The organism is Variovorax sp. 10N412 (assembly GCF_056394985.1).
In genome coordinates this window covers 25,535-43,895 of record NZ_JBFTIO010000005.1, presented here as the reverse complement: position 1 = coordinate 43,895, position 18,361 = coordinate 25,535, and the positions used below count along the sequence as shown (strand labels likewise).

Here is an 18,361-nt window from a genome sequence, read left to right as displayed (position 1 = left end):
CATCGACATGAGCAGGAACAACGACCCCCAGTTCTGGCAGCAGGCCCAACGGCACCTGGTGCGCTACGGCGGCAGCTTCGAGCCCCTGATCATCGAGCGTGCGCAGGGCTGCTTCGTCTACGACGCGGACGGCCGGGGCATCCTCGACTTCACGTCGGGGCAGATGAGCGCCTTGCTGGGGCACTCGCATCCGGACATCGTCGCGGTGGTGTCGGAACACATGCGCACGCTTGACCATCTCTTCAGCGGCATGCTGTCGCGCCCGGTCGTCGAGCTGGCCACGCAGATCGCGCGGCACGCGCCCGCAGACCTGGAGCGCTGCCTGCTGCTGAGCACGGGCGCCGAGTCGAACGAAGCGGCCATCCGCATGGCCAAGCTGGTCACGGGCCGCCACGAGGTGGTGGCGTTCACGCAGTCGTGGCACGGCATGACCGGCAGCGCGGCGGCGGCCACCTACAGCGCGGGCCGCAAAGGCTACGGCCCCACGGCGGCCGGCTCGTTCGCAATACCGGCGCCCAACGCCTACCGGCCCCGCTTCACGACGCCGGACGGCGCGCTGGACTGGCGCCGCGAACTCGACGACGGTTTCGAGCAGGTCGACCGGCAGTCGACCGGCGCGCTCGCCGCGTTCATCGCCGAACCCATCCTCAGCAGCGGCGGCATCCTCGAACTGCCGCCGGGCTACATGGCGGCGCTGAAGCACAAGTGCGAAGAGCGCGGCATGCTGCTGATCGTCGATGAGGCGCAGACCGGCATCGGCCGCACCGGCCTGATGTTCGCCTGCGATCGCGACGGCGTTGCCCCCGACATCCTCACGCTTTCCAAGACCCTGGGCGCGGGCCTGCCGCTGGCCGCGATGGTGACGACCGCCGCCATCGAAGAAGAGGCGCATGCGCGCGGCTTCCTGTTCTATACGACGCACGTCTCCGACCCGCTGCCCGCGGCAGTCGGCCTGAAAGTGCTGGAGGTGGTGGAGCGCGACGGACTTGTCGAACGCGCACGCACCGCAGGCGAGCGCCTGGCGCAGGGGCTGCGAAGCTTGCAGCAACGCCACGAGTGCATCGGCGATGTGCGTGGGCGCGGCCTGCTGCTCGGGCTGGAACTCGTCACCGATCGAAAGACCCGCGAACCGGCCTTCGAACTCGGCGAGGCCATCACGCGCGAGTGCATGCGGCTCGGGCTGAGCATGAACATCGTGAAGCTGCCGTCGATGGGCGGCGTGTTCCGCATCGCACCGCCGCTGACGATCAGCGACAGCGAGCTCGACCTTGGTCTGGAGCTGCTCGACAAGGCGATAGACACTGCCGTGCGAGCGGCGCCGCGCGCACGGCAATCCGTCGCATAGCAGCAGGCAAGGCCGACCGGCCGCGCGCCGGTCAGCGGCGCGCCTGGATCATCTTCCATCCGTTGCCCGACGGGTCGCGAAAGCCGGCGTCCACCGTGCCGTAGCGCTCCGTCGGCTCCTGCGTGAACTCCACGCCCAGCGCCAGCATCCGGTCATGGGCGGCGCGGCAGTCGTCCACGGTCAGCACCAGCGGCGGCATGGCGCCCTTGGCCACGATGGCACGCACCGCCTGCGCCGTCGCCGCATCGAGCGCCGGCGGCCCGGGCTTGAACAGGCCGAGCTGGAACGACGGCTGCTCCGGGTGCTGCACAGTGAGCCAGCGATAGTCGCCGTTGCCCACGTCCGTGTGCACGCGAAAGCCCAGCTTGTCTACATAGAACGCGAGCGCTTCGTCTTGATCGCGCACGTACAAACCCACCACTTCAATGCCCTGCATCATGGAATCTCCTGTTGTTCGGGCTCGTTTGTACCGTCCGTTGCCTGGCGCCGCTTCTCCGAAACTGCGGTCCTGAGGTCGGGCCGGCGCGCGGCGCTGACGATGCAGGCCGGCACGCGGGCGAGCGCGTGCGCGGTCGCCCGCCCGCCCGTGCGCACCGCGCTCGGGCTGCTTCCGGTGATGTCGCGAAAGGTGCGCCCGAAGGTGCCCAGGCTCGCCCAGCCCGTGTCGAAGGCGATGTCGGTGATGGACAACTCGGTTTCGCGCAGCAGCGTCATCGCCCGCTCGATGCGCCGGGTGAGCAGGTACCGGTGCGGCGGAATGCCGAAGGCCTGCTTGAACGATCGCGCGAAGTGGGCCTCTGAAATGCCGCTTGCCTGCGCCAACCGCTGCACGGGCCATTGCTCGTGCGATGCGGCGTCCATTCGGTCTTTCGCGCGCAGCAGACGGCGCAGCACGTCGGGGTCCTGGGGGGCGGGGGCTTCGCTCATTTGGCAGTGAATCCTTTGGGGCGCGGGCTCAGGCGGTGCGCTCGCGCAGGCGCGGCGTCACGAAGTCCAGAAAGGCGCGCAGCTTCAACGGCAACGGCGCCTGTCCGGTGTGCACCAGGCTGACAGGCAAAGGCGCCGACTCGAACTCGTCGAGCACCACGCGCAGCGCCTGCGCGCGCACGGCATCCGCGACCTGGTAAGACAGCACGCGTATCAGTCCGACGCCCAGCGTTGCGGCCGCGATGGCCGCCTCCGCCGTGTTGACCGTCAGCCGCGACTGAACGGGCACCGACAGCTCGGACTTGCCGGCACCGAACACCCAGGCGCGCATGGACGCAAGAACTTCGAAGGTGATGCACGCGTGCGCCGCAAGGTCCTGCGGCCTGGCCGGCACGCCGTGCGCCGCCAGATAGGCCGGGCTGGCGCAGACGACGCGCCGCACCGTGCCGACGCGCGTTGCCATCAGCGTGCTGTCGGGCAACTGGCCGATCCGTACCGCCGCGTCGGCGTGCTCGTCCATCAGATGCACGACGCGGTCCGTGAGCATCAGGCTGACGCCGATCTGCGGATAGTGCGCGAGAAATTCCGCGACCACGGGCACGACGTGCAGGCGTCCGAACATCTCGGGCGCCGTGACCACCAGTTCGCCCTTGGGCGAGGCGTACTCCCCCGTCGCGGCGCGCTCGGCTTCGCCGATTTCCTCGAGGATGCGCCGGCACGCCGCCACGTAGGAGATGCCGGCTTCCGTCAGCGACAGCTGCCGCGTCGTGCGGTGGAGCAGGCGCGTCTTCAGGTGCGCCTCCAGTTCCGCCACCTTGCGGCTGACCGTCGCCAGCGGCATGTCGAGAAAACGCGCGGCGGCCGACAGGCTGCCCGCATCGACGACGGCGACAAGGATGGACATCGACTCGAGACGGTTCATTCGCGGCTACCAAATTTCGGAAGAATCATTCTCGATCTTGCAGGATTCTCTCGGCACGTGCAAACAAGTAACTTAGGGCATCGCTCTCTCCGGAGCGCGGCATCCCGCCGCAACCGGAGGCACACATCGAAGGAGAACGCCGTGAGCAGCCCGTTCATCACACCCGCCAGTCCGCCAGCGCCCGTGGTCGCATCGCGCGGCAAGATCCTCATGATGGCGATCATCGCCGGCGCGGTGATCACCAACATCTACTGCACCCAGCCGATCCTGCCGCTGATTGCATCGGGCATGGAGGTGGACGTGGCAACGGTAGACCTCGTCGCGGGCTCGGCGCTGCTCGGCTTCGCCGTGGGGCTGGCGTTGTTGCTGCCGCTGGGCGACCGCTTCGACCGCCGCAAGCTGGTGCTGGGCCAGATCGCCGGAGCCTTCGTCTTCGCCGCGGCGGCGGCGCTGGCGCCCGGCATCTGGTCGCTGATCGCGGCCTCCTTCGCGCTGGGCATCGTCAGCTGCGTGCCCCAGCAGCTGGTGCCCTTCGCGGCCGTCATGTCGCTGCCCGGCGAGCGTGGGCGCTCGGTCGGCACGGTCGTCAGCGGCATCATGGTCGGCATCCTGCTGGGCCGCACGATCAGCGGCGTGGTGGGCGCGGCCTGCGGTTGGCGCGCCGTCTACGGCCTGGAGGCGGCGTTCATGGTTCCGGTGTGGATCGCGGCCGCCAAGCTGCTGCCGCGTGGCGTGCCGAGCACCGACCTGTCCTACGGACGCCTGCTGGCCTCGTTGTGGCCGCTGGCCCGCGATCACCGCGCGATTCGCGAATCGATGATGGTGCAGGCGCTGCTGTGGGCCTGCTTCAATGCCTTCTGGGTCAACCTGGCGGCGCTGCTGGCGAGCGGCCCGTGGCACCTCGGCAGCGCCTGGGCAGGCGGCTTCGGCATCATCGGCGCGGCCGGGGCCATGGCCGCGTCGCTCGGCGGCCGCGCCACCGACCGGCTGGGATCGCGCAGCGTCATCGCAGCCAGCATCGGCATCGTGACGGTGGCCTTCCTGCTGCTGGCCGGCGCGGAGTCGTCGCTGGTGTTCCTGGTGCTGGGCGTCATCGTGCTCGACATCGGCGTGCAGTCGGGCCTGGTGGCCAACCAGACCCGCGCCTTTGCCGTCGATCCGAAGGCGCAAGGCCGCATCAACAGCCTGTACATGACCGCCACGTTCTCCGGCGGCGCCCTCGGCGTGATGGCCAGCGGCTGGCTGATGGCGCGCTACGGCTGGAGCGGCATCGTGGTCTTCGGCCTCGTGCTGGGAGTCGCCGCCGCCGTGGTGCATTGGGTGGGCGCGCCTCGCCAGGCACGGCGCTGATGGAGCGCACTCGCGGGATCGTCAGCCACATCGACAAGAGCGGCGCTTTCTCTTGCACGCCGGTGAGCGGATTGCGCATCAGGAGCTGGCTGTCAAACCCAACCCCGTCTATGCGCTCAGCACTTCTCTCACGCGTGGCGCTTCAAAGCAGAAGCCTTGTGGATCGCGGTCTTGCCCGTCTTGTCGCTCTTTACTTCGAATTGCGGCGCGGCGTCGGAAGCCTTCGCGACATGGCCTTTCACGCGCGCCGACTTCGTCACCTTGCGCACCACCTTGCCGGTGGTTTCGCCTTGCGGCGTCTTCCAATCGACGGCATCGCCCACTTTCGGCTTTGTTTGCATGACAGCTCCACAGCGCTACATGTGCAAATGCACAAGGCAAAACTATCTGCGGCTGCGTCCACGCATGTAGGTAGAAACCGCTTCTTCACCGGAGCTGTACAGGAACCTAGTATTGCGGCACGCCTGTTGTCGACGGGCTCGTTCGACGCCCACCGGGGGTCATCTTCTGTTCCTGGGAGAAAACATCCATGGCTACCAACACCGTGCGTCTGCACCGCGTTCTTCGCGCCCCGCCCAGCCGGATCTACCGCGCGTTCACCGAGCCCGGCGCGTTCGAGCGCTGGCTCCCGCCGTTCGGGTTCACCGGCAAGGTCCACGCCATGGAGCCCGTGGTGGGCGGCGCCTGGCACATGTCCTTCACCAACTTCGGTACAGGCCACAGCCACTCGTTCGGCGGGACGTATCTGGAACTGGTGCCCGACGCGCGCATTGCCTACGACGCGACCTTCGACGATGCCAACCTTCCCGGCACCATGAAGACCACCGTGAGCCTGACACCGGTGTCCTGCGGCACTGAAATTTCCATCGTGCAGGAAGGCATTCCGGAGGTGATTCCAGCCGAGATGTGCTACCTGGGCTGGCAGGAGTCGTTCGTGGCCTTGGCGCAGTTGGTGGAGCCGAACATTCCGGGGTGAGGGCGCACGGGGCCGGCGCCCGCGCCCGCGCCCTTCAATTCAAACCAACTGCAGATCCTTCGGCGCGACGCCGTCGAACACGCGCGCCAGCTGCGCCGCCGACAGCCCATACATCCGCTGGAACAGCCCGCCGAACACCGCCCGGTATTCATTGAGCACCGGGTAGTCGCGGTTCTGGAACAGCGTGGCCTGCGTCAGCGCCTGCTGCTCGCCGACGATGCGCCCGCCGGCCTGCGCCGAGAGCCCGCCGCCGAGCACCCAGTAGACGGTGCCGTGCCCGTGGTCGGTGCCGCGGTTGCCGTTCTCGCGGAAGGTGCGGCCGAACTCGCTGATGACGACCACCACGGTCTGGCGCCAGGCGTCCTCACCCATCTCCTGCGCGAAGCCGGCCACGCCGCGGCCCAGTTCCTCGAAGCGGTTGGCGAGGTAGCCGGTGGCTGCGCCCTGCCCCACGTGCGTGTCCCAGCCGCCGACGTCGACAAAGCCCAGGTCGAAGCGGTCGCGCATCAGCAGCGCCATGCGGCGCGCGACCAGCTCGAAGCCCTTGGCGGTCATGGCGTTGCGGCTGGCGGCGTCCATCTCGGCCTGCACGGCGCGCATCACCTCGTCGCGCACCTGGAAGCCTTCGGCCACCGGCTGGGCCAGCGCGGTGTTGCGGTACATGGCCGCAATGACCTGGCTTTGCCGCGCGTCGATGCCCGAGCGTGCATTGCCCGCCAGCGCCATGTTGGCGGCCTTGGCCTTGCCGCGCATCGAGATCGGCAACTGGTCGGTGAAGGCGATGGGCGACACGTCGGTGACGGGCCCGGCGCCGAGCACGCCGGCCAGCCGGTTGAGGAAGCCCGAGCCGTAGTCGCGGCGCTTGTCGAGCGCCTGGCCGAGCTCGATGGAATCTTGTGTCTCGAAGTGGCTGCGCGTGAGGTCGTCGGTGCCGGCGAAGGCGATGAAGGCGGCTTGCTTCTGCTGGAACAGCGGCATCACGCTTTGCGCGAGCGCGGGGTGCAGGCCCCAGTTGCCGTCGAGCGGCAGCGCACCGTTGGGCGTGCCGGGGCGCGCGATGGCGATGTTGGGGCGCGAGGCGTAGTAGAAGTCGCTGGCGGTGGGCACGAGCAGGTTGCTGCAGTCGTACGCGCCGCGCAGGAACACGACCAGCAGCTTGGCGCCTTCGGCCGCGGGCGCGGCCATGAGCTGGCCGGCGGCGCCTGCGAAGGGAGCGGCGGCCATGAGCCGCAAGAGTTCTCGACGTTGCATGACGATGTGTCCTTTGTTCTTGCCTGCCTTGCTCCTTCCCCCTTTGGGGGAAGGTTGGGATGGGGGCACGGCGGCGTTTGCTTTCACTGCAGCGCTTCATCGAACGCCGCTTGCCCCCACCCCTGCCCTCCCCCAGAGGGGGAGGGAGAAATACCTGCCTTGCTCCTTCCCCTTCCGGGGGAAGGCTGGGATGGGGGCGCGGCGGCGTTTGCATTCGCCACAGCGCTTCATCGAGCGCCGCTTGCCCCCACCCCTGCCCTCCCCCAGCGGGGGAGGGAGAAAAACCAAGACCAACCTCAGCGGCGCATGAGCTCCGGCGACGCCAGCAGGAAGGTGTTCCACTCCTGCGGATTCTTCGCCTGCGCCAGCGCCTCGCGCGTGTCCGCGCTCAAGCCGCCCTGCATCGCACGCACCGCGCGCGACTCGGCCAGTTGCGGAAAGGCGGGCTTCTCCAGCGGCGCCTTGTCGTCCGCGCGGAACAGCACCGCGCCGTTCGCGCCGATGGCGCGCGCGATCTCGAAGCGCGTGTTCATCTGCCCCGCACTGGCCCAGGCCGCCTCGTTCAGCGGATAACCATCGGGCGTCTCGTGGCCATACAGCGGCTCGCCCATGCGGTTGATCCAGCCGAGCATCGGGTTCACGTTCAGCACCACGCGGTCGTCGTACGCGAGCCGCACGCCGGCCATCACGTAGTGCACCGGGTCGCGGAACTTGCGGCCCAGCGAGGCCGTGAACTCGGGCGACTCGAACAGCGCCTTCAGCGTGACGGCGATGTCGCCGTCGCTGCCCGTGAAGGCCGCGGCCATGCGATCGACCAGCACCTGCGGCGGATCGTCCGACACGAAGTACACGGCCAGCTTGCGCGACACGAAACGCGCGGTGGCCGGCGCGCGCGCCAGGCGGTCGAGCGCCTCGTCGGCCTCGGCCAGGCCGCGGCTCTGCATCGGTTGCCCGAGCAGCGTTTTCGGCCCGTAGACGTGCCGGTTCGGGTTGAACTCGAAGAGGCCCTTGCGCACATAGTCGGCGCGCAGCGCGGGCCGCACGTTCGGCGGCGGTGCATCGAGCGGCTGCATGTTCACACCCACGCCGGTGAGCACGCGCGCCAGCTCCTGCACGTCGGCCTGCGAATAGCCGCTGCCCACGCCCAGCGTGTGCAGCTCCATGAGCTCGCGCGCGTAGTTCTCGTTGATGCGGTTGGCCGCGTTCTGCGCGTTGTCCAGGTAGCGCAGCATGGCCGGGTGATGCAGCGTGGCGCCCAGCAGGTCGCGGAACTTGCCGAGCGCGTGCGGGCGAATGGCGTTCTCTTCGTAGTCGCCCACCATCGCGCGCAGGTTGTCCTTGCGCAGGTTGACGTTGAAGTGGTTCATCCAGAACCACGTCATCTGCTCCTGCAGCTGGTTGGGCGAATACAAAGCGCGCAGCACGAAGCGCGTCTGCGCCTCGCGTGCGAGGTCGTTGAGCTGCTGCTGGTAGGCCTGCCGTGCGGCCTTCTTCTGGTCTTCGTCGGGCAGCGCATCGGCGGCCTTGCGCTGCGCGTCGAGCCCGGTCACGAGCTGGTCGAGCGGGGTGCGCGAAATGGCCATGGCGTCGATCTGCGCCTGCGCGGCAGCCGGCAGCGGCGCGGGGCGCGGGTTGAGTTGGTCACGCATCCACAACGACAGCCCGCGCTGCGCGAGCTGCGCGTCGCTGCTGGCGTTGGCGCCCCAGCTCACGCGGTCGAGCCAGCGCAGGCGCGTGGCTTCGTTCACGGGTGCCGAGGGCAGCGACACCGACACCAGCGGCCGCCGCTCGCCCGGTGCGCTCGCGCAGGCCGCGAGCAGGGCCAGCGCACACGCGCCAAGCGCCATCGACGCGCGGCGCATGGCGAAGCGCGAAGCAGTGACGGGCACCGCCCTCACTCCCTGCGCATGTCGTGGTGGCGCACATCGCCGATGGCGTGCTGCGCGGTGGCGAGCGCCAGATCGACGTGCGCCAGTCCGCGTTGCTGGAACGGCCGCGAGCGCGGGTCGTCTTCTTCGCGCGCCACGTCGGAGCGCACCTTGCGCAGCAGGTCGGCCGCCACGTGCAGGCGGCCTTCGCGCGGCAGCCATGCGTCGGTGGGCTCGCGCCATTGCACGGGCTTGCCGTCGAGCCACGCGGCGTGCTGCAGGTCGCCGATGGCGGCATGGATTTCGTCGACCACCACCTGCTCGTCGCGCGAGACCTGCCCGTCTTCGGGCCGGCGGTGCTCCACCTGCCACGCAGCGGTGCGCAGGTCGGACAAGGCGTGCAGGTAGAACGGATGCTTGCCGTATTCGTCGGCTTGCGCGGGCAGCGAGACCGCCGCCATGAGGGCAAGGGCGACGGCCGAGGCGGCCATGAGGCCTTTCTTCTTCATCATCTTCGGGGCTCCTGAGGGTGACAGCAAATTCAAGGATGCCTCCTCAACCGCTGAAACCCGCGCCGCGTTGACGCTCTTTACCTTCGTAACGCTGCGCAAAGATGACGCCGTGGCGCCCTCGAAGTCAGGCCACGGACAGGCTCGCCGGTGCAGCGCCGGCAATCTGCCGCAGCGCGCGCTCGAACACCTCGACGGGCTGGCCGCCGGAGATGAGGTGCTGGTCGTTGATGATGATCGCGGGCACCGAGTGGATGCCCGCGTCGGTGTACATGCGCTCGCGCTCGCGGGTTTCCTGCGCGAACTCGTCGCTGTTCAATATCTCGCGGGCACGCGCTGCGTCGAGCCCCGCTTCGGTTGCCGCGCGCACCAGCACCTCGGGGTCGGAGGGGTTCTGGCGGTCGGTGAAATAGGCCTTCAGCAGCAGCTTCTTCAGCGCCGCCTGCTTCGCCGGGCTTTCCAGCTCGGCCCAGTGCAGCAGGCGATGGGCATTGAAGGTGTTGTACACACGCGGGCGGCCTTCGGGGCTGAACTCGAAGCCGACGGCGGCGCCGCGCTGGCGGATCATTTCGCGCGACTGCGCCTGCTGCTCGCGCGTGGAGCCGTACTTTTCGTTCAGGTGCTCGAAGGTGTCCTGGCCTTCGGGCGGCATCTGCGGGTTCAGCTCGAAGGGCTGGAAGTGCAGCTCCGCGGTGACGTCGGGCGCCACCCGCCGGATGGCCGCTTCGAGGGAACTCAGGCCCACGGCGCACCAGGGGCAGGACACATCGGAGACGAAATCGATCTTGAGGTGGGAGGTCATGGCGCCATTCTTCACGGCCCCCCAACCCTTGGTGCGCGAAAGGTTTTCGCTCAGGCGCGGGCCGTGGCCTTGGCCATGCGGGCGTCCGACAGCGTCTGCTCGCGCAGGCGGTGGTATTCCTGCTTGTCCACCGGCACGGCGTCGGGGTTGCCCAGGTCCTTCATGTGGATGCGGTACGTTTCCCGCGCACTCATCGCCGCCAGCGCCGCAAGAATGGTCACCGCGAAGGAGATGGCGCCCACGGTGAGCCACACGTTGGTCGAGCCCGGAGGCGCGACGGCGGCGAACAGGGCCGGCAGCAGCGCGGTGATGGTGGTGCCCACGTTCTGCGAGATGGCCATGGCCGACACGCGGTTGCGGGTGCGGAACAGCTCCGGATAGAAGCTCGGGAAGGTGGCGTTGTAGCCCTGGTACACGATGCCCCACATCAGCAGCGACATGCACACGGCCAGCGGCACGTTCCGGATGCTGATGGCATACAGGTAGGCAAACGACAGCAGGCCAGAGGCCAGCGCGCCGACGATGATGGGCGGGCGGCGGCCGATGCGGTCCGACAGGTTGCCCACGAACGGAATCACGATCACGGCGAGGATGTTGCCCAGCACCGGAATCCACAGGTACACGTCCTTCTGGAAGCCGATGCCGTAGGCGGCCTGCACGGCATAGGCCGCGCCGAACACCGTGGCCACCACCGGAATGACGTTCATCAGCGCCATGCACACCACGCGCAGCATGTCGGCCCAGCTGTCGGTGAAGGCCTGGACGATCGGCGCCTTGGCCACTTCGCCCTTCTTGTCGACTTCGGCAAAGGCCGGTGTTTCGTCCACTTCGCGGCGGATGATGTAGCCGGCCACGATCACCAGGAAGCTCAGCAGGAACGGAATGCGCCAGCCCCACGAGTTGAAGGCGTCTTCAGGCATGTAGTGCGCCAGCGGCAGGAACACGGCGGCCGCCAGAATCTGGCCGGCCTGTACACCCTGCAGCGTGAAGCTCGCGAAGAAGCCGCGACGCCCGAACGGCGCGTGCTCGAGGATCATCGAGCTCGCGCCCGAGATTTCACCGGCCACGGCAAAGCCCTGGATCAGGCGCAGCAGCACCAGCAGCGCGGGGGCCAGCAGGCCGACCTGATCGTAGGTCGGCAGCAGGCCGACGGCCACGGTCGAGAAACCCATCAGGAACATGCACAGCACCAGCACCTGCTTGCGCCCGTGCGTGTCGCCCCAGTGGCCCAGCACGAAGGCGCCGATGGGGCGCGCGACGTAGCCCACGCCGTAGGTCGCGAGCGACGCGATGATGGCGGTCTTGGGGTCGCCCTTGGGAAAGAAGATCTGCGGAAAGATCAGCGCCGCCGCGGTGGCGTAGATGAAGAAGTCGTAGTACTCCAGCGCCGAGCCGATCCAGCCGCTTGCCGCGGCCTTCTTCGACTGGTGCCTGCCTTGCGGCTCATGGGCTGTGTTGGTGGCCATGTGTTGTCTCCAGTGTTGACAGGTAAGTAATCAGAAAAACCCGGCGAATCAGTCCTGCGCCTGCGACGCCATGCGCGCCGGTGCATTGAGGGCACCGTACGCGTCGTAGCTGCCCACGCGCTGTACGACCTCGAAGAACAGTCCGCCCTCGAAACTCTCGGTGTAGATGTGCAGGTAGTCGCCGGCCGGCGACCGGTCGAACAGCACGCCCGCTTCGCGCATGCGCACCAGCAGCTCCGGTGCGAGGTCGATGCGCGTGGCCAGGTCGTCGTAGTAGTTGTCCGAAATGGGCACGAAGCGCGTGCCGTTGGCGCGCAGTTTCGCGGCCGAGGCGAAGATGTCCGCGCAGCTCAGCGCGATGTGGTGCACCGCGCCGCCGCCGGTCACGCTCAGCGTGCGCGCGGTGCGGGTGCGCTGGCTCAGCGACACGTTCAGCACCAGCCGCAGGCTGCGCTCGGCGTTGGCCACGCCGCGGCTGCGGATCAACCCGAAGGGGTCGGCCAGCTCCAGGCTTTCGCCCGGTTCGAGCCCCAGCACGGCTCGGGTGAACAGCACCCAGGTGTCGAGCTGGTCGAGCGCCAGGCCCAGGGCCACGTGGTCGATGCGCTGCAGGCCGGCGTCGTTTACATCGGTGCCCGCGTCTTCGAGCACGAAGTCGGCCTCGTACAGGCCGTTGGCGCCCAGCGCCTCGGGCACGAAGTGAATCAGGTTGCCGCCCGGCGCGACGATGGCCGGCACGCGCAGCTCATTCGGGCCGACCGGGCTGTCGTGCCGCTGCGAACGCATGGCGGTGGCGCGTCCGACGGCCGCGAGCGGGTCGTCGCAGCGCACGCCCAGCGCGCACACCGAGGTGCCGTGCGCGTCGAAGCGCTGCCGCGCGAAGGAGTCGGGCTGGGCGTTCACGATCAGGTTGATCTGGCCCTGGCGGTACAGCGTCACGGCCTTGGAGCGGTGCTGGCCGATGCGGCGAAAGCCCAGCTGCGAGACCACGGTGTGCAGCGTCGGGGCCGAGGCCTCGTCGGCCGCGAATTCGATAAACGACAGGCCCGACAGCGCCGGTGCCGGCGGCGGGTTGAACAGCTCCACGCGCTGCGGCTGCACGGGCTCGGCGGCCGCCATGCGCTGGCGCGCTTCGCTCTCGAGGTACAGCAGCGAGCGCATCGCATCCACGGCGGTACGGCGGTTGGGCGTCTCGCGAAAGATGTCGTTGAAGATCTCCAGCGACAGCGGCCCGGTGTAGCCCGCGCGCAGCACCTGCTCGAAGAAGCCGATGACGTCGAAGTCGCCCTGCCCCGGAAACGAGCGGTGGTGGCGCGCCCACTGCAGCACGTCCATGGCCAGCAGCGGCGCATCGGCCATCTGCAGGAAGAAGATCTTGTCGCCCGGAATGTCGGCGATGCCTGCCGGGTCGTCCTTCAGCGAGAGCGTGTGGAAGCTGTCGAGAATCAAGCCCAGGTGCGCGTGGTTCGCCTGCTTCACGATGTGCCAGGCCTGGCCGTACAGCGAGGTGTGGCGTCCCCAGGCCAGCGCCTCGAAGCCCACGCGCAGGTTGCGGCGCGCGGCGCGCTCGGCCAGCTCGTGCAGTTGCGCGGCGGCCCGTGCCGGGTCGTTCACGGACAGCGGCGACGTGTTGGAGCAGCACAGCACCAGCGGCGCTCCCATGGCTTCCATCAGGTCGAACTTGCGCTCGGCACGCTCCAGGCTGCGGCGGAACTGCGGCTCGGGCATGGCCTCGAAGTCGCGAAACGGCTGATACAGGTCGATCGTCAGGCCCAGGTCGGCCGTGATGCGGCGCAGGTCGCCGGCAGTGCCCTTGAAGTTGATGAAGTCGGCCTCGAACAGCTCGATGCCGTCGAAGCCGGCGGCCGCGACGGCTTCGAGCTTCTGGCGGAGGGTGCCGCTGAGCGATACGGTGGCGATGGAGCGGTGCATGGGGTGGACTTTAAAAACACCCGGCCCGCGCCACAATCTATTCAGAGGCCCGCTGATCGATCAGCGATCAAATACGTCCGTTAATCGCACGTAATACGGGATACACCTAGGATCCCGGGGGCTGGGGTGATCCGGCCCGGCCACCCCCGGGCCCCAGCCTTCAGTCGAGTTTGACTTTGGCGGCACTGATCACCTTGCCCCACATCGCACGGTCGGCGTCGATGAAAGCCTTGAACTCGGCAGGCGTGTTGCAGCGCAGTTCACCGCCGTAGTCGCGCCACTTCTTGATGAGCTCCGGCGAAGTGCAGGCCTTCTGCATCGCGGCGTTGACCTTGTCGATGATGGCTTTGGGCGTGCCGACCGGCGCCAGGATGCCCTGCCACGCGATGGGTGCGTAGTCCGGCAGGCCCGACTCGGCAAAAGTCGGCACGTCGGGGAAGCTTGGGTGGCGCTCCTTGCCGGTGATGGCCAGCAGCTTGAGCTTGCCCGCGCGGATGTTGCTGGCCGCGGCCGGCAGGCCGTCGAACATGAGTTGCACCTGCCCTGCGATGAGGTCGGTGTACGGGCTGCTGCTGTTGTAAGGCACCAGGTTGGTGGCAACGCCCGCGGCGGCGTTGAACCATACGGCCGACAGGTGCGAATAGCTGCCGATGCCGGCCGTGGCCACGTCCATGCTGCCGGGCTTGGCCTTGAGCGCGGCGACGAGCGCGCGCTCGTCCTTGACCGCGATGCCCGGCGTGGCGACGAGGCCGGTGTTGAGCACGCCCAGCAGGCTCACGGGTGCGAAGTCGCGCTCGGCGTTGAAGGGGAGTTTCGAATAGAGATGCGGCACCACCGACAGCGAGCTGGTCGTGCCGATGTAGAGCGAGTAGCCGTCGGCCGGGGCCTTGGCGGCGACCTCTGTGCCGATGATGTTCGACGCGCCGGGGCGGTTCTCCACATAGAAGGTCTGGCCCAGGATGCGGGTGAGCTCGGCCGCGATCTCGCGCGCATTCGCATCGGGCCCGCTGCCCGCCGGGAAGGGGGCAATGATGCGCACCGCCTTGGTCGGGTAGTCGGACTGTGCCCACGCACTTGCGCCCGCCGACACGCACAACGCGAGCGCCATGCAGCGGCCAAAAGCCAAATTTCTGAATTTCATGGATTGTCTCCTGGTGTGATTTCATGTGTTCGAAACCTGCTCGAATCATACAAACATACCATCTATTGTCAATATGTGAGAATATTGATATTCTTTCATTGAATCGAGCCAGAACGGGCTCGGGCTTTTTCGCATGGAGACAAAACCGATGCTCGACCAGACCCCATCCGACCTGCAGTTCAGCCATATCGGGCTTTATGTGACCGACCTGCCCCTGATGGCCGGCTTCTACAAGCAAGCGCTGCGCTTCACGCAAACCGACGCCGGCGACCTGGGCACGGTGCAGCTTGTGTTCCTCAGCCGCGACCCGCGCGAGCACCATCAGCTGGTGCTGGCCACCGGGCGGCCCGCGGACATGGGCTTCAACGTGGTGAACCAGATTTCGTTCCGGGTGCCCGACATCGCCACGCTGCGCCGGTACCACGACCGCATGCTGGCCGGGGGCGCGAGCGACATGCACCCCGTGACGCACGGCAACGCCGTCTCGGTGTACTGCCGCGACCCCGAAGGCAACCGCCTCGAACTGTTCATGGACACGCCCTGGTACTGCGACCAGCCGCTGCGTGAACCCGTGGACCTGTCGCAGCCCGACGAGGCGATCCTTGCGCAGGCCGAGGCCATCGCCAAGCGCCTGCCCAGGTTCATGAGCCGCGCGCAATGGCAAGCCGACGTGGCGCGCCGCATGCAGGAAGACCAGCGTGACTGAGCGCGCCGTGCACGACGTGGCCATCGTCGGCCTGGGCCCGACCGGCGCGATGCTGGCCAACCTGCTGGGCGCGGCGGGGCTGTCGGTGGTGGTGCTGGAAAAAGAGAGCGGCATCTTCGCGCTGCCGCGCGCCATTCATTTCGACGGCGAGGTGCTGCGCATTCTTCAGGGCGCGGGGCTGCGCGACGCGGCGCTGGCCATCGCGCGGCCCGGCGAACAGGGCATGCACTTCGTCAACGGCGCGGGCGAGACGATGCTGATTCGCGGCGGCGCCACCGCACTGGGGCCGCACGGCGGCGCCAACAACTACTACTTTCACCAGCCGCAGCTCGAGGCGGTGTTGCGCGAAGGGCTCGCGCGCTTCCCCAATGTCGATGTGCGCCTGCGCCACGAAGTCCTGAGCGTCGACCAGGACGCCGACGGCGCCGTGCTGCAGGTGCGCGACCTCGAGGCGGACCGCACATCGAGCGTACGCGCCCGCTACGTGGTGGGCTGCGACGGCGCGCGTTCCCCCGTGCGGGCGCGAATGGGCAGCCCCATGACCGACCTCGGCCTGAAGCAGCCGTGGCTGGTGTTCGACGTGGTGCTCGAGCAAGACGTCGCGCTGCCGCAGCACACGGTGCAGCACTGCGACCCGGCGCGACCCATGACGTATTGCAACGTCGTCGGCAACCGCCGACGCTGGGAAATCATGGTCCTGCCCGGCGACGACCGCGAAGCGATGCTGCGGCCCGAGGCGCTGTGGCGCCTGGTCGCGCCGTGGCTGCGGCCCGACCAGGCTCGGCTCGAACGCGCTGCGATCTACACCTTTCACTCGGTGATCGCACAAGGCTGGCGCAACGCCCGCCTGTTGCTGGCCGGCGACGCCTGCCACCAGACCCCGCCCTTCCTCGGCCAAGGCATGTGCGCGGGCATCCGCGACGCGGCCAATCTCGCCTGGAAGCTGGAAGCCGTGCTCAGGCACAAGGCTGCGCCTTCATTGCTCGACACCTACGAGTCGGAGCGCGCCCCGCACGTGCGCGCCCTGATCGAACTGGCCGTGCGCCTGGGCAACATCATCCAGACCACCGACCCTGCACTGGCCGCCGAGCGCGACGCCAGGTTTCGCACCGGCCGCCCCGAGATCTTCGAGCTGCCGCCGCAGATGCTCGGCGCGGGCGCGTTCGACGCCACGCCCGGCACACCCGCCGGGCGGCCCTTTCCGCAGCCGCGGCTCGACGACGGCCGCCTGCTCGACGAAGCGCTCGGCCCACGCAGCGCCGTCATCGGCCATGCGCGGGCGCTGGCCTGCGCGGCACCCGCCACGGCCGAGCGGTGGCGCCGTGCCGGCGCCGTCGTCATCGACCGCCCCGACGCGTCGCTGAGCGCCTGGCTGGCAAGCAATGAAGCCCAAGCGGTGATACTGCGGCCCGACCGATACATCGTCGGCGTTGCGCGCACGGGGCTCGATCTGGATCGCATCTCGCAATACCTTCCCGCCGCGCCATGAAGTTCAAACCATTCGGAAGGAATTGGCGTGCCGGAAAAATCCATGTCCAGCCTGGGCCGCATGCTGGCCGTGCTGGACCTGTTCGACGACAGGCACCTCACGCGTACCGCGGACGACATCGCCGTGCAGCTCGAGGTGTCGCTGCCCACGGGCTACCGCTACGTGCGGCTGCTGCTGGAGGCCGGGCTGCTGCAGCGCGTGGAAGATTCGCACTACGCACTGGGGCCGCGCATCATCTTGCTGGACCACTACATCCGCAAGGCCGACCCCGTGCTGCGCGAAGGCATTCCGGTGATGCGCGAGCTGGTCGCGGCCACGGGCTTCGATTGCGTCGCCTCGGGTGTGTTCGGCATGCAGGTGCTGGACACGCACCGCGAGATGGGCAGCACGCCGCCCACGCTGTCGTACGGCCGCGGCCGGCCGCGCCCGCTGTTCCTGGGCGGCGCGCCGAAGGTGCTGCTGGCCAGCTTCACACCGCCGCAGCTGCGCAAGGTGTTCGATGCACGCCAGGAAGAGGCGGTGCGCAGCGGCCTGCCGGCGGAGTGGAGCGACTTCCGCAAACACTACGCGGCCATCCGCAAGGCGGGCCACTACGTGTCGATCGGCGAGCTGGAGCCGCAACTGGCGGCCGTCGCCGCGCCGATTCCCAAGGCCGACGGGGGTGCATGGGCCGCGATTTCGCTGGTCTTCGACACCGCCCGCCTGTCCATCGTCGACCTGGACAAGCTGGTTCAGCTGATCACCGAAGGCGCCGCGCGCATAGGAGGTCGACTGGCCCGGTAAACCGTTTCTTCAACCCCACCGCCCTCGGAGGCACACCATGAAACTCATCAGCTACCAACACAACGGCCAGGACAGCTACGGCGCCGTGCTCGGCGAACGCATCGTCGACCTGCGCGAAGTCTTCGGCGCACGCGCCACGGACCTCAAGGCGCTCATCGCCGCCGGACTGCTCGGGGAAGCGGCGCAGGCCGCGTCGAGCGCCAAGACCACGCTGCCGATGAGTGAAGTGACGCTGCTGCCGGTGATTCCCAACCCCGGCAAGATCGTGTGCGTGGGGCTGAACTACGGCGACCACGTGCGGGAAACGGGGCGCGAGATCACCGAGAAGCCGACGCTGTTCCTGCGCGTCGCCGAATCGCAGGTCGCGCACGGGCAGGACATCGTCATGCCGCCCGAGTCGGGCAAGCTGGACTTCGAGGGCGAGATCGCGATCGTCATCGGGCAAGGCGGGCGGCGCATCGACGAAGCGCACGCCTGGGACCACATTGCCGGGTACGCCTGCTACAACGACGGCTCCATTCGCGACTGGCAGACCGCCACGCCGCAATGGACCGCCGGAAAGAACTTCTGGCGCACCGGCGGCTTCGGCCCCTGGCTGGTGACGAGCGACGACATCGCGCACGGGCAGGTCATGACGCTGGTCACGCGGCTGAACGGGCAGGAAATGCAGCGCACGACCACCGACAAGCTGATTCACAGCATTCCGCGCCAGATTGCGCACATTTCAGCGTTCATGCCGCTGGCGCCGGGCGACGTGATCGTCACCGGCACGCCGGGCGGCGTGGGGGCCAAGCGCACCCCGCCCGTGTGGATGAAGCCGGGCGACGTGGTCGAGATCGAGGTCGACGCCATCGGCATCCTGCGTAACGGCATTCGCGCGGAGTGAGCGCGACA

At 68.4% G+C, this 18,361-nt stretch carries 18 protein-coding genes; 7 read left to right on the top strand and 11 right to left on the bottom strand.

Going from position 1 to position 18,361, the window contains the following annotated elements:
- Nucleotides 1-7 precede the first annotated feature (7 nt).
- A complete protein-coding gene (locus AC1DJH_RS14240; protein ID WP_472116049.1) occupies nucleotides 8-1,345 on the top strand; it encodes an aspartate aminotransferase family protein in 1,338 nt (445 codons plus the stop codon).
- Nucleotides 1,346-1,376: 31 nt separating this feature from the next.
- Here the strand turns inward: AC1DJH_RS14240 and AC1DJH_RS14235 are convergent, their stop codons facing one another.
- Genes AC1DJH_RS14235 through AC1DJH_RS14225 form a run of 3 tightly spaced genes read right to left on the bottom strand, consistent with a single transcriptional unit; the run spans nucleotide 1,377 to nucleotide 3,194 of the window.
- Nucleotides 1,377-1,784, bottom strand: a complete 408-nt coding sequence (locus tag AC1DJH_RS14235; protein ID WP_472116052.1) for a VOC family protein — start codon at nucleotides 1,782-1,784, stop codon at nucleotides 1,377-1,379.
- Nucleotides 1,781-2,272, bottom strand: coding sequence for a helix-turn-helix transcriptional regulator (locus AC1DJH_RS14230; protein ID WP_435485428.1), 492 nt, complete (start codon nucleotides 2,270-2,272; stop codon nucleotides 1,781-1,783). Before AC1DJH_RS14230 ends, AC1DJH_RS14235 begins: the two co-directional genes overlap by 4 nt.
- A 28-nt stretch (nucleotides 2,273-2,300) precedes the next feature.
- Nucleotides 2,301-3,194 carry a LysR family transcriptional regulator gene (locus tag AC1DJH_RS14225; RefSeq protein WP_435485427.1) on the bottom strand — a complete coding sequence of 298 codons (894 nt, stop codon included), beginning with the start codon at nucleotides 3,192-3,194 and terminating at the stop codon, nucleotides 2,301-2,303.
- A 141-nt stretch (nucleotides 3,195-3,335) separates the two neighbouring features.
- Between AC1DJH_RS14225 and AC1DJH_RS14220 the strand changes: the two genes are divergently transcribed.
- A complete protein-coding gene (locus tag AC1DJH_RS14220) occupies nucleotides 3,336-4,544 on the top strand; it encodes an MFS transporter (protein ID WP_472116054.1) in 1,209 nt (402 codons plus the stop codon).
- Nucleotides 4,545-4,672: 128 nt separating this feature from the next.
- Here the strand turns inward: AC1DJH_RS14220 and AC1DJH_RS14215 are convergent, their stop codons facing one another.
- Nucleotides 4,673-4,867: a hypervirulence associated TUDOR domain-containing protein gene (locus AC1DJH_RS14215; protein WP_472116056.1), complete on the bottom strand. Its 195-nt coding sequence runs from the start codon at nucleotides 4,865-4,867 to the stop codon at nucleotides 4,673-4,675.
- 206 nt (nucleotides 4,868-5,073) lie between these two features.
- Between AC1DJH_RS14215 and AC1DJH_RS14210 the strand changes: the two genes are divergently transcribed.
- The gene (locus AC1DJH_RS14210; protein ID WP_472116059.1) at nucleotides 5,074-5,520 is read left to right on the top strand and encodes an SRPBCC family protein; all 447 of its coding nucleotides are present in this window, start codon (nucleotides 5,074-5,076) and stop codon (nucleotides 5,518-5,520) included.
- A 39-nt stretch (nucleotides 5,521-5,559) separates the two neighbouring features.
- On the opposite strand, the gene AC1DJH_RS14205 is transcribed toward AC1DJH_RS14210, so the two are convergent.
- From AC1DJH_RS14205 to AC1DJH_RS14175, 7 genes are all read right to left on the bottom strand, one after another.
- Nucleotides 5,560-6,771, bottom strand: a complete 1,212-nt coding sequence (locus AC1DJH_RS14205) for a DUF1501 domain-containing protein (RefSeq protein WP_472116061.1) — start codon at nucleotides 6,769-6,771, stop codon at nucleotides 5,560-5,562.
- A 296-nt stretch (nucleotides 6,772-7,067) separates the two neighbouring features.
- The gene (locus tag AC1DJH_RS14200) at nucleotides 7,068-8,633 is read right to left on the bottom strand and encodes a DUF1800 domain-containing protein (protein WP_478186306.1); all 1,566 of its coding nucleotides are present in this window, start codon (nucleotides 8,631-8,633) and stop codon (nucleotides 7,068-7,070) included.
- 32 nt (nucleotides 8,634-8,665) lie between these two features.
- The gene (locus AC1DJH_RS14195) at nucleotides 8,666-9,151 is read right to left on the bottom strand and encodes a hypothetical protein (RefSeq protein WP_478186110.1); all 486 of its coding nucleotides are present in this window, start codon (nucleotides 9,149-9,151) and stop codon (nucleotides 8,666-8,668) included.
- 124 nt (nucleotides 9,152-9,275) lie between these two features.
- Nucleotides 9,276-9,950 (bottom strand): DsbA family oxidoreductase, encoded by a 675-nt coding sequence (locus tag AC1DJH_RS14190; protein WP_472116068.1) that lies wholly within the window; start codon nucleotides 9,948-9,950, stop codon nucleotides 9,276-9,278.
- Between the two features lie 50 nt (nucleotides 9,951-10,000).
- The gene (locus AC1DJH_RS14185) at nucleotides 10,001-11,416 is read right to left on the bottom strand and encodes an MFS transporter (RefSeq protein WP_472116071.1); all 1,416 of its coding nucleotides are present in this window, start codon (nucleotides 11,414-11,416) and stop codon (nucleotides 10,001-10,003) included.
- Between the two features lie 48 nt (nucleotides 11,417-11,464).
- Nucleotides 11,465-13,348 carry a bifunctional sugar phosphate isomerase/epimerase/4-hydroxyphenylpyruvate dioxygenase family protein gene (locus tag AC1DJH_RS14180; protein ID WP_472116073.1) on the bottom strand — a complete coding sequence of 628 codons (1,884 nt, stop codon included), beginning with the start codon at nucleotides 13,346-13,348 and terminating at the stop codon, nucleotides 11,465-11,467.
- Nucleotides 13,349-13,508: 160 nt separating this feature from the next.
- Nucleotides 13,509-14,489: a Bug family tripartite tricarboxylate transporter substrate binding protein gene (locus AC1DJH_RS14175; RefSeq protein ID WP_435495122.1), complete on the bottom strand. Its 981-nt coding sequence runs from the start codon at nucleotides 14,487-14,489 to the stop codon at nucleotides 13,509-13,511.
- A gap of 148 nt (nucleotides 14,490-14,637) precedes the next feature.
- On the opposite strand from AC1DJH_RS14175, the gene AC1DJH_RS14170 reads away from it, so the two are divergent.
- Genes AC1DJH_RS14170 through AC1DJH_RS14155 form a run of 4 tightly spaced genes read left to right on the top strand, consistent with a single transcriptional unit; the run spans nucleotide 14,638 to nucleotide 18,353 of the window.
- Complete coding sequence (locus AC1DJH_RS14170) at nucleotides 14,638-15,195, top strand: VOC family protein (RefSeq protein ID WP_478186109.1); 558 nt, start codon at nucleotides 14,638-14,640, stop codon at nucleotides 15,193-15,195.
- A complete protein-coding gene (gene mhpA / locus AC1DJH_RS14165) occupies nucleotides 15,188-16,684 on the top strand; it encodes a bifunctional 3-(3-hydroxy-phenyl)propionate/3-hydroxycinnamic acid hydroxylase MhpA (protein WP_472116079.1) in 1,497 nt (498 codons plus the stop codon). The genes AC1DJH_RS14170 and mhpA overlap by 8 nt, the downstream gene beginning before the upstream one ends.
- A 27-nt stretch (nucleotides 16,685-16,711) precedes the next feature.
- Nucleotides 16,712-17,467, top strand: a complete 756-nt coding sequence (locus AC1DJH_RS14160; protein ID WP_435440006.1) for an IclR family transcriptional regulator — start codon at nucleotides 16,712-16,714, stop codon at nucleotides 17,465-17,467.
- A gap of 37 nt (nucleotides 17,468-17,504) precedes the next feature.
- Entirely contained in the window at nucleotides 17,505-18,353 is an 849-nt protein-coding gene (locus tag AC1DJH_RS14155; protein ID WP_472116085.1) for a fumarylacetoacetate hydrolase family protein, read from the top strand.
- The last annotated feature ends 8 nt before the right edge of the window (nucleotides 18,354-18,361 follow it).

What these genes read in the sequence shown, in the direction of transcription:
- AC1DJH_RS14240 (WP_472116049.1), top strand. Translation starts at nt 8, where the DNA reads ATGAGCAGGAACAACGACCCCCAGTTCTGGCAGCAGGCCCAACGGCAC.
- AC1DJH_RS14235 (WP_472116052.1), bottom strand. Translation starts at nt 1,784, where the DNA reads ATGATGCAGGGCATTGAAGTGGTGGGTTTGTACGTGCGCGATCAAGAC.
- AC1DJH_RS14230 (WP_435485428.1), bottom strand. Translation starts at nt 2,272, where the DNA reads ATGAGCGAAGCCCCCGCCCCCCAGGACCCCGACGTGCTGCGCCGTCTG.
- AC1DJH_RS14225 (WP_435485427.1), bottom strand. Translation starts at nt 3,194, where the DNA reads ATGAACCGTCTCGAGTCGATGTCCATCCTTGTCGCCGTCGTCGATGCG.
- AC1DJH_RS14210 (WP_472116059.1), top strand. Translation starts at nt 5,074, where the DNA reads ATGGCTACCAACACCGTGCGTCTGCACCGCGTTCTTCGCGCCCCGCCC.
- AC1DJH_RS14205 (WP_472116061.1), bottom strand. Translation starts at nt 6,771, where the DNA reads ATGCAACGTCGAGAACTCTTGCGGCTCATGGCCGCCGCTCCCTTCGCA.
- AC1DJH_RS14200 (WP_478186306.1), bottom strand. Translation starts at nt 8,633, where the DNA reads ATGCGCCGCGCGTCGATGGCGCTTGGCGCGTGTGCGCTGGCCCTGCTC.
- AC1DJH_RS14195 (WP_478186110.1), bottom strand. Translation starts at nt 9,151, where the DNA reads ATGATGAAGAAGAAAGGCCTCATGGCCGCCTCGGCCGTCGCCCTTGCC.
- AC1DJH_RS14190 (WP_472116068.1), bottom strand. Translation starts at nt 9,950, where the DNA reads ATGACCTCCCACCTCAAGATCGATTTCGTCTCCGATGTGTCCTGCCCC.
- AC1DJH_RS14185 (WP_472116071.1), bottom strand. Translation starts at nt 11,416, where the DNA reads ATGGCCACCAACACAGCCCATGAGCCGCAAGGCAGGCACCAGTCGAAG.
- AC1DJH_RS14180 (WP_472116073.1), bottom strand. Translation starts at nt 13,348, where the DNA reads ATGCACCGCTCCATCGCCACCGTATCGCTCAGCGGCACCCTCCGCCAG.
- AC1DJH_RS14175 (WP_435495122.1), bottom strand. Translation starts at nt 14,489, where the DNA reads ATGAAATTCAGAAATTTGGCTTTTGGCCGCTGCATGGCGCTCGCGTTG.
- AC1DJH_RS14170 (WP_478186109.1), top strand. Translation starts at nt 14,638, where the DNA reads ATGCTCGACCAGACCCCATCCGACCTGCAGTTCAGCCATATCGGGCTT.
- AC1DJH_RS14155 (WP_472116085.1), top strand. Translation starts at nt 17,505, where the DNA reads ATGAAACTCATCAGCTACCAACACAACGGCCAGGACAGCTACGGCGCC.